This window comes from Streptomyces sp. NPDC008086 (assembly GCF_042957325.1).
GTDB lineage: Bacteria > Actinomycetota > Actinomycetes > Streptomycetales > Streptomycetaceae > Streptomyces.
Genome location: NZ_JBIBIA010000011.1, coordinates 223,140 through 229,168, shown reverse-complemented (window position 1 = coordinate 229,168; position 6,029 = coordinate 223,140). Strand labels below are relative to the sequence as shown.

The 6,029-nt window shown below is 68.3% G+C and carries 7 protein-coding genes; 6 read left to right on the top strand and 1 reads right to left on the bottom strand.

The features are described 5' to 3' along the window. The first annotated feature begins 212 nt into the window (after positions 1-212). The 3 genes from lipA (at position 213) to ACFZBP_RS35555 (ending at position 2,427) form a co-directional block, all read left to right on the top strand. On the top strand, positions 213-1,202 hold the full coding sequence (gene lipA / locus ACFZBP_RS35565) for a lipoyl synthase (protein WP_217209512.1): 990 nt from the start codon (positions 213-215) through the stop codon (positions 1,200-1,202). Positions 1,203-1,459: 257 nt separating this feature from the next. After that, a complete protein-coding gene (locus tag ACFZBP_RS35560; RefSeq protein ID WP_383444265.1) occupies positions 1,460-1,660 on the top strand; it encodes a hypothetical protein in 201 nt (66 codons plus the stop codon). Positions 1,661-1,725: 65 nt separating this feature from the next. Continuing rightward, positions 1,726-2,427 carry a DUF4191 domain-containing protein gene (locus ACFZBP_RS35555; RefSeq protein WP_383444262.1) on the top strand — a complete coding sequence of 234 codons (702 nt, stop codon included), beginning with the start codon at positions 1,726-1,728 and terminating at the stop codon, positions 2,425-2,427. An 87-nt stretch (positions 2,428-2,514) separates the two neighbouring features. Here ACFZBP_RS35555 and ACFZBP_RS35550 read toward each other — a convergent pair whose 3' ends face one another. Further along, positions 2,515-2,982 (bottom strand): RDD family protein, encoded by a 468-nt coding sequence (locus ACFZBP_RS35550; RefSeq protein WP_383444257.1) that lies wholly within the window; start codon positions 2,980-2,982, stop codon positions 2,515-2,517. A gap of 197 nt (positions 2,983-3,179) precedes the next feature. Here ACFZBP_RS35550 and glnA point away from each other — a divergent pair, with 197 nt between their 5' ends. The 3 genes from glnA (at position 3,180) to htpX (ending at position 6,027) form a co-directional block, all read left to right on the top strand. Then, a complete protein-coding gene (glnA, locus tag ACFZBP_RS35545) occupies positions 3,180-4,589 on the top strand; it encodes a type I glutamate--ammonia ligase (RefSeq protein ID WP_062718837.1) in 1,410 nt (469 codons plus the stop codon). A gap of 127 nt (positions 4,590-4,716) precedes the next feature. Continuing rightward, positions 4,717-4,989, top strand: a complete 273-nt coding sequence (locus ACFZBP_RS35540; RefSeq protein WP_383445650.1) for a hypothetical protein — start codon at positions 4,717-4,719, stop codon at positions 4,987-4,989. Positions 4,990-5,109: 120 nt separating this feature from the next. Continuing rightward, positions 5,110-6,027, top strand: a complete 918-nt coding sequence (gene htpX, locus ACFZBP_RS35535) for a zinc metalloprotease HtpX (RefSeq protein ID WP_391419456.1) — start codon at positions 5,110-5,112, stop codon at positions 6,025-6,027. The last annotated feature ends 2 nt before the right edge of the window (positions 6,028-6,029 follow it).

Below are 6,029 nucleotides of genomic sequence, written 5' to 3'. Positions count from 1 at the left end.
CCAGCCCCCACCCACCCGCACCCGAAGGACGACCGACCGGGGTCGAAGGGGCGGAGCCCCTGGGGATGGGACGGGTAGGGGCGGCGGGGGCGAGGATCTCGCGGGTCGTGCAGGAATGCGCCGACGTTCCGCAAGGTTGCCCAGCCCGGAGAGGCAAAACGCACGGGCGTACCCTGGTGTACGCCGAAGAATCGAAGCTACAGGGAGCCGACGTGTCCGCAGTCTCACCCGACGGACGCAAGATGCTGCGCCTGGAGGTCCGCAACAGCCAGACCCCCATCGAGCGCAAGCCCGAGTGGATCAAGACCCGGGCGAAAATGGGTCCCGAGTACACGAAGATGCAGAACCTCGTGAAGAGCGAAGGCCTGCACACGGTCTGCCAGGAAGCCGGCTGCCCGAACATCTACGAGTGCTGGGAGGACCGCGAGGCGACCTTCCTCATCGGCGGCGACCAGTGCACCCGCCGCTGCGACTTCTGCCAGATCGACACGGGCAAGCCCGAGGCCCTCGACCGCGACGAACCCCGCCGCGTCGGCGAGTCCGTGGTCACCATGGACCTGAACTACGCCACCATCACCGGCGTCGCCCGCGACGACCTCCCCGACGGCGGCGCCTGGCTGTACGCGGAGACGGTCCGCCAGATCCACCAGCAGACGGCCGAGCGCGAGGCCGGCCGCACCAAGGTCGAGCTCCTCGCCCCGGACTTCAACGCCGTACCGGAGCTCCTGGAGGAGGTCTTCGCCTCCCGCCCCGAGGTCTTCGCGCACAACGTCGAGACGGTCCCCCGGATCTTCAAGCGCATCCGCCCCGGCTTCCGCTACGAGCGCTCCCTGAAGGTCATCACCGAGGCCCGTGACTACGGCCTGGTCACCAAGTCCAACCTGATCCTCGGCATGGGCGAGACCCGCGAGGAGATCAGCGAGGCGCTCCAGCAGCTGCACGACGCCGGCTGCGAGCTGGTGACCATCACGCAGTACCTGCGCCCGTCCGTCCGCCACCACCCCGTGGAGCGCTGGGTCAAGCCGCAGGAGTTCGTGGAGCTGAAGCAGGAGGCCGACGAGATCGGCTTCTCGGGCGTCATGTCCGGACCCCTGGTGCGCTCCTCGTACCGCGCCGGACGGCTCTACCAGATGGCGATCGAGCAGCGTCGATCAGCTGCTCCGCAGCGGGGCGGTTCCTACGTCGCCTCGCAGGCCGTCTGATGGCACGGAGTGCCACCACTGCCATGTGAACCTGCGCACAAGCAACTGCCCCTCGGCAGCGGCCGATTGACGCGGTCCTGGACGTCCCCGCAGATAGGGGGCCCATCAGGGCCGCGTCAAGCATTTCGGGCCGCGCATCAAGGCTTCATTGGTGTTTGACCGGTCGGTCACGCCCTGGTAACACCAATCAGTGACGCTGGTTGTACACCCCGTGCACCACTCACCAAAGCCGCCATTCCCGAGGGGGGACCTCCACCATGCAGGCCGCGCCCGTTCGCGCCACCGCCATCCCGTCGTTCACCACTGCACTGCGTGCCGTCGAGTCGTTGCTCATGAGCAGCGGCCAGCGCACCGCCCGTCGCAACGCCTGGACGTCCGTGCTGGAGGACCGCCGTCGCGCCAAGGACCGGGTCGAGGCACAGCGCGTCCTGGACCAGGTCACCGTCGTCCGCTCCTGAGCCCTTCCCCGTCCGTCAGGGCACTGCCGTCGTCGGTGCTCCCGGGGCCACGTAGACTTCGTGGCATGGCGAGGAAGGACACGGCAGCGGACGCTGCGAACCCCGGGCGACTCAAGCAGATCGCTCTGACCTACAAGATGACCCGCAGGGCCGACAAGAAGATCGGTCTTGTACTCGCGGCTGTCGGAATCGTCACCTTCGGTGTCTTCCTCGCGATCGGTTTCTTGATCGGTCACCCCATCTATCTCGGCATCCTGGGCCTGCTGCTCGCCTTCCTCGCGTCGGCGATCGTGTTCGGGCGCCGGGCCGAGCGGGCGGCCTTCGGGCAGATGGAGGGCCAGCCGGGCGCGGCTGCCGCCGTCCTGGACAACGTCGGCCGAGGCTGGACGACCACACCGGCGGTGGCGATGAACCGCAGCCAGGACGTGGTGCACCGGGCCGTCGGCAAGGCCGGCATCGTGCTGGTCGCCGAGGGCAACCCGAACCGGGTGAAGAGCCTGCTGGCCGCCGAGAAGAAGAAGATGAACCGCATCGTCGCGGACGTGCCGGTGCACGATCTGATCGTCGGTGTCGGCGAGGGCCAGGTCCCGCTGAAGAAGCTGCGCACCACCATGCTGAAGCTGCCCCGTGTGCTGACCGGCCCCCAGGTGACCGCCACCAACGACCGGCTGAAGGCCATGGGCGACCTGATGAGCAACATGCCGCTGCCGAAGGGCCCGATGCCCAAGGGCATGAAGCTGCCGAAGGGCGGACCGAAGGCCCGTTGATCTCCCTCGCGGGAGACGGCCCGTACGAGAACGAGAAAGGGGGCGCCCGGATCACTCCGGGCGCCCCCTTCGTCGTACGAGTCGGTCTCAGATCCGGACCTCGACCGTGCCCGCCAGCCGGTCATGCAGCCCCCGCCCGTCGCGGTCCCAGATCAGGGCCGGGATCGCGACGCACAGCAGGGCGGTGCGGAGCAGGGCGCGCAGCGGGTTGACCGTGCCGGTCTCCAGGGTGACCACGCGCAGGCCGAAGAGGCGCTTGCCCGGGGTGTAGCCGACGGTGCCGACGGTCAGGACGCTCATCAGGAAGAAGAGGAGCAGCGCCCAGTTGCTGGTCGCCTGGCCGTAGCCGTCGGTGATGAGACCGTATGCGATCAACAGGCTGATGCCCCAGTCGACGGCCAGTGCTCCGAGCCGTCGTCCCGGGCGGGCGATGGAGCCCGGCCCGTCCTCCGGAAGGCCGAGCTGCTGACCCCGGTATCCGAAGTCGACACCCGCTTCCTCGGCGGCCGCGCGGGGGCCCGAGAGCCAGGATCCGATTGCTTGCCTCTTGTCCACCCGACCACCGTACTGTGCCCGTTTTGCGATGTGGACAGGTGGGGTGAGGTACGGGATGTCCGGTTAACGTGTGCGAAACAAATGGGTCACGCCCGAGAAATCACCCGTCCCTAGGGTCGAGGACAGCGTGTGCCACCGCACTGGCCGCACGAACGAACTACCACCCCGGTCGGACGGTCGGGAGTAGGAGGAGCTGGATGTTCCAGAACGCCGACGAGGCCAAGAAGTTCATCGCGGACGAGGACGTCAAGTTCGTCGACGTCCGCTTCTGCGACCTGCCGGGCGTCATGCAGCACTTCACGGTGCCCGTCGAGGCGTTCGACCCGGACGAGGAGCTCGCCTTCGACGGATCGTCGATCCGTGGTTTCCAGGCGATCCACGAGTCCGACATGGCGCTGCGCGCGGACCTGTCGACCGCCCGGGTCGACCCGTTCCGCCGTGACAAGACCCTCAACATCAACTTCTTCATCCACGACCCGATCACGGGCGAGCAGTACTCCCGTGACCCGCGCAACGTGGCGAAGAAGGCCGAGGCCTACCTCGCCTCCACCGGGATCGCGGACACCGCGTACTTCGGTCCCGAGGCCGAGTTCTACGTCTTCGACAGCGTGCGTTTCGCCACCGGCGCGAACGAGTCCTTCTACCACATCGACTCCGAGGCGGGCGCCTGGAACACCGGCGCCCTCGAGGACAACCGTGGTTACAAGGTCCGCTACAAGGGCGGCTACTTCCCGGTCCCGCCGGTCGACCACTTCGCCGACCTGCGTGCCGAGATCTCCCTGGAGCTGGACAAGCAGGGTCTGAAGGTCGAGCGCCAGCACCACGAGGTGGGCACCGCCGGCCAGGCCGAGATCAACTACAAGTTCAACACGCTGCTCGCCGCGGCCGACGACCTGATGCTCTTCAAGTACATCGTGAAGAACGTCGCCTGGCGCAACGGCAAGACCGCGACCTTCATGCCGAAGCCGATCTTCGGTGACAACGGTTCGGGCATGCACGTCCACCAGTCGCTGTGGACCGGCGGCCAGCCGCTGTTCTACGACGAGGCGGGCTACGCGGGTCTGTCGGACACCGCCCGCTACTACATCGGCGGCATCCTCAAGCACGCCCCGTCGCTGCTGGCCTTCACCAACCCGACGGTGAACTCCTACCACCGTCTGGTCCCCGGCTTCGAGGCCCCGATCAACCTGGTCTACTCGCAGCGCAACCGCTCCGCCGCGATGCGTATCCCGATCACGGGCTCCAACCCGAAGGCCAAGCGCGTCGAGTTCCGCGCGCCCGACTCCTCCGGCAACCCGTACCTCGCCTTCTCCGCCCTGCTCCTCGCGGGTCTTGACGGCATCAAGAACAAGATCGAGCCGGCCGAGCCGATCGACAAGGACCTCTACGAGCTGGCTCCCGAGGAGCACGCGGGCGTCGCCCAGGTCCCGACCTCCCTCCCGGCCGTCCTCGACTCCCTCGAGGCCGACCACGAGTTCCTCCTCCAGGGCGACGTCTTCACGCCGGACCTGATCGAGACGTGGATCGACTACAAGCGCACGAACGAGATCGCGCCGCTGCAGCTGCGCCCGCACCCGCACGAGTTCGAGCTCTACTTCGACGTGTGATCGGCACCGTCGACGCCTGACTCAGGCACCCAGGCATCACGCCCGCGCCCCCGCTGTCGTACCGACGGCGGGGGCGCGGGCGTATGTTCTATTCTTCTGTCGCTGGTACGACACGGGGGTGGACGGAATGCCGGAGCGGGACGGGCAGGACGATCAGGAGCGGGAGTTCGACCTGCGGTGGGCGGACAGTGCCGAGCACAAGGAGCCTTCGGCTCGGGCTCGGATGCTGGCCGCGCGGTGGAAGGAGAACCCGCCCGGGCCGGTGCCGTTCCGGGGCGAGCCCGACTATGTGGCGCGGCGGCAGCGGCGGTCGGGCTGGGTGTCCACGGCGATCGTGCTCGGGTGCGTCGCCGGGGTGATCGTGCTGTTGGGCTACGTCAACTTCCGCGCGGGCTACTAGGCGGGCGCTCCCTGCGGCCTTTGCTGGTCCTAGGTCCGATCACGACCCGTTCATGGGGGTCACCGGGTGCACACTGGGCAGTGGGACGAGTGCCTGAGTGTGCGCGCGGGGTGATGCGAGATGCAGAGCCGGTTCCGGAGTGATCGGCGGTTGACCGTCCGGATGGGGATCACTCTGTTTCTGCTCGGGTTGCTGTACGTGGCGTTCGTGGTCGCGTTGATATTTCTGCTGAGGTCCTGGGTGCTCGTCGTGGTCGTGGCGGCGGGGCTGCTGGGGGCGCAGTACTGGTTCTCCGACCGGGTCGCGCTGTTCGCGATGCGGGGGCGGGTCGTGGAGCGGGAGGAGTATCCAGAGCTGCACGGGGTCGTGGACCGGCTGTGCGCCATCGCCGACATGCCGAAGCCCGTGGTCGCCGTGTCGGAGATGGACATGCCGAACGCGTTCGCGACCGGGCGGAACCCCGATCACGCCGTGGTCTGTGTGACCAGGGGGCTGCTGCGGCGGCTGGAGCCGGACGAGTTGGAGGGTGTGCTCGCGCACGAGCTGTCGCATGTGGCGCACAAGGACGTCGCCGTGATCACCGTGGCCTCGTTCCTCGGGGTGATCGCCGGGCTGATCGTGCGGTTCGCGTTCTACAGCCAGCTGTTCGGTGGCGGGCGGCGGGATCAGAACACCGCCGTCGTCTTCGCCGCCGTGATGGGTGTGTCGGCCGCCGTGTACGCGATCAGCTTCCTGCTGATCCGGGCCCTGTCCCGGTACCGGGAGCTGGCCGCCGACCGGGCCGCGGCGCTGCTCACCGGGCGGCCCTCGGCGCTGGCCTCCGCGCTGACCAAGGTCTCCGGCGACATCGCCCGGATCCCGACCAAGGACCTGCGGACGGCGCAGGCGTTCAACGCCTTCTACTTCACGCCCGCGCTGGGCCGGGAGCCCGGTGTCGCGCGGATCTTCTCCACCCACCCGAGCCTGGAGCAGCGGCTCGACCAGCTGGGGCGGATCTCCGCCGAGCTGGGCGAGGCCGCGGCTCCCGGAGGGGTGTGAGC

Excerpts from the sequence above, each read along its gene's own strand:
- ACFZBP_RS35560 (WP_383444265.1), top strand. The coding sequence starts at position 1,460 with ATGCAGGCCGCGCCCGTTCGCGCCACCGCCATCCCGTCGTTCACCACT.
- ACFZBP_RS35555 (WP_383444262.1), top strand. The coding sequence starts at position 1,726 with ATGGCGAGGAAGGACACGGCAGCGGACGCTGCGAACCCCGGGCGACTC.
- glnA (WP_062718837.1), top strand. The coding sequence starts at position 3,180 with ATGTTCCAGAACGCCGACGAGGCCAAGAAGTTCATCGCGGACGAGGAC.
- ACFZBP_RS35540 (WP_383445650.1), top strand. The coding sequence starts at position 4,717 with ATGCCGGAGCGGGACGGGCAGGACGATCAGGAGCGGGAGTTCGACCTG.
- htpX (WP_391419456.1), top strand. The coding sequence starts at position 5,110 with ATGCAGAGCCGGTTCCGGAGTGATCGGCGGTTGACCGTCCGGATGGGG.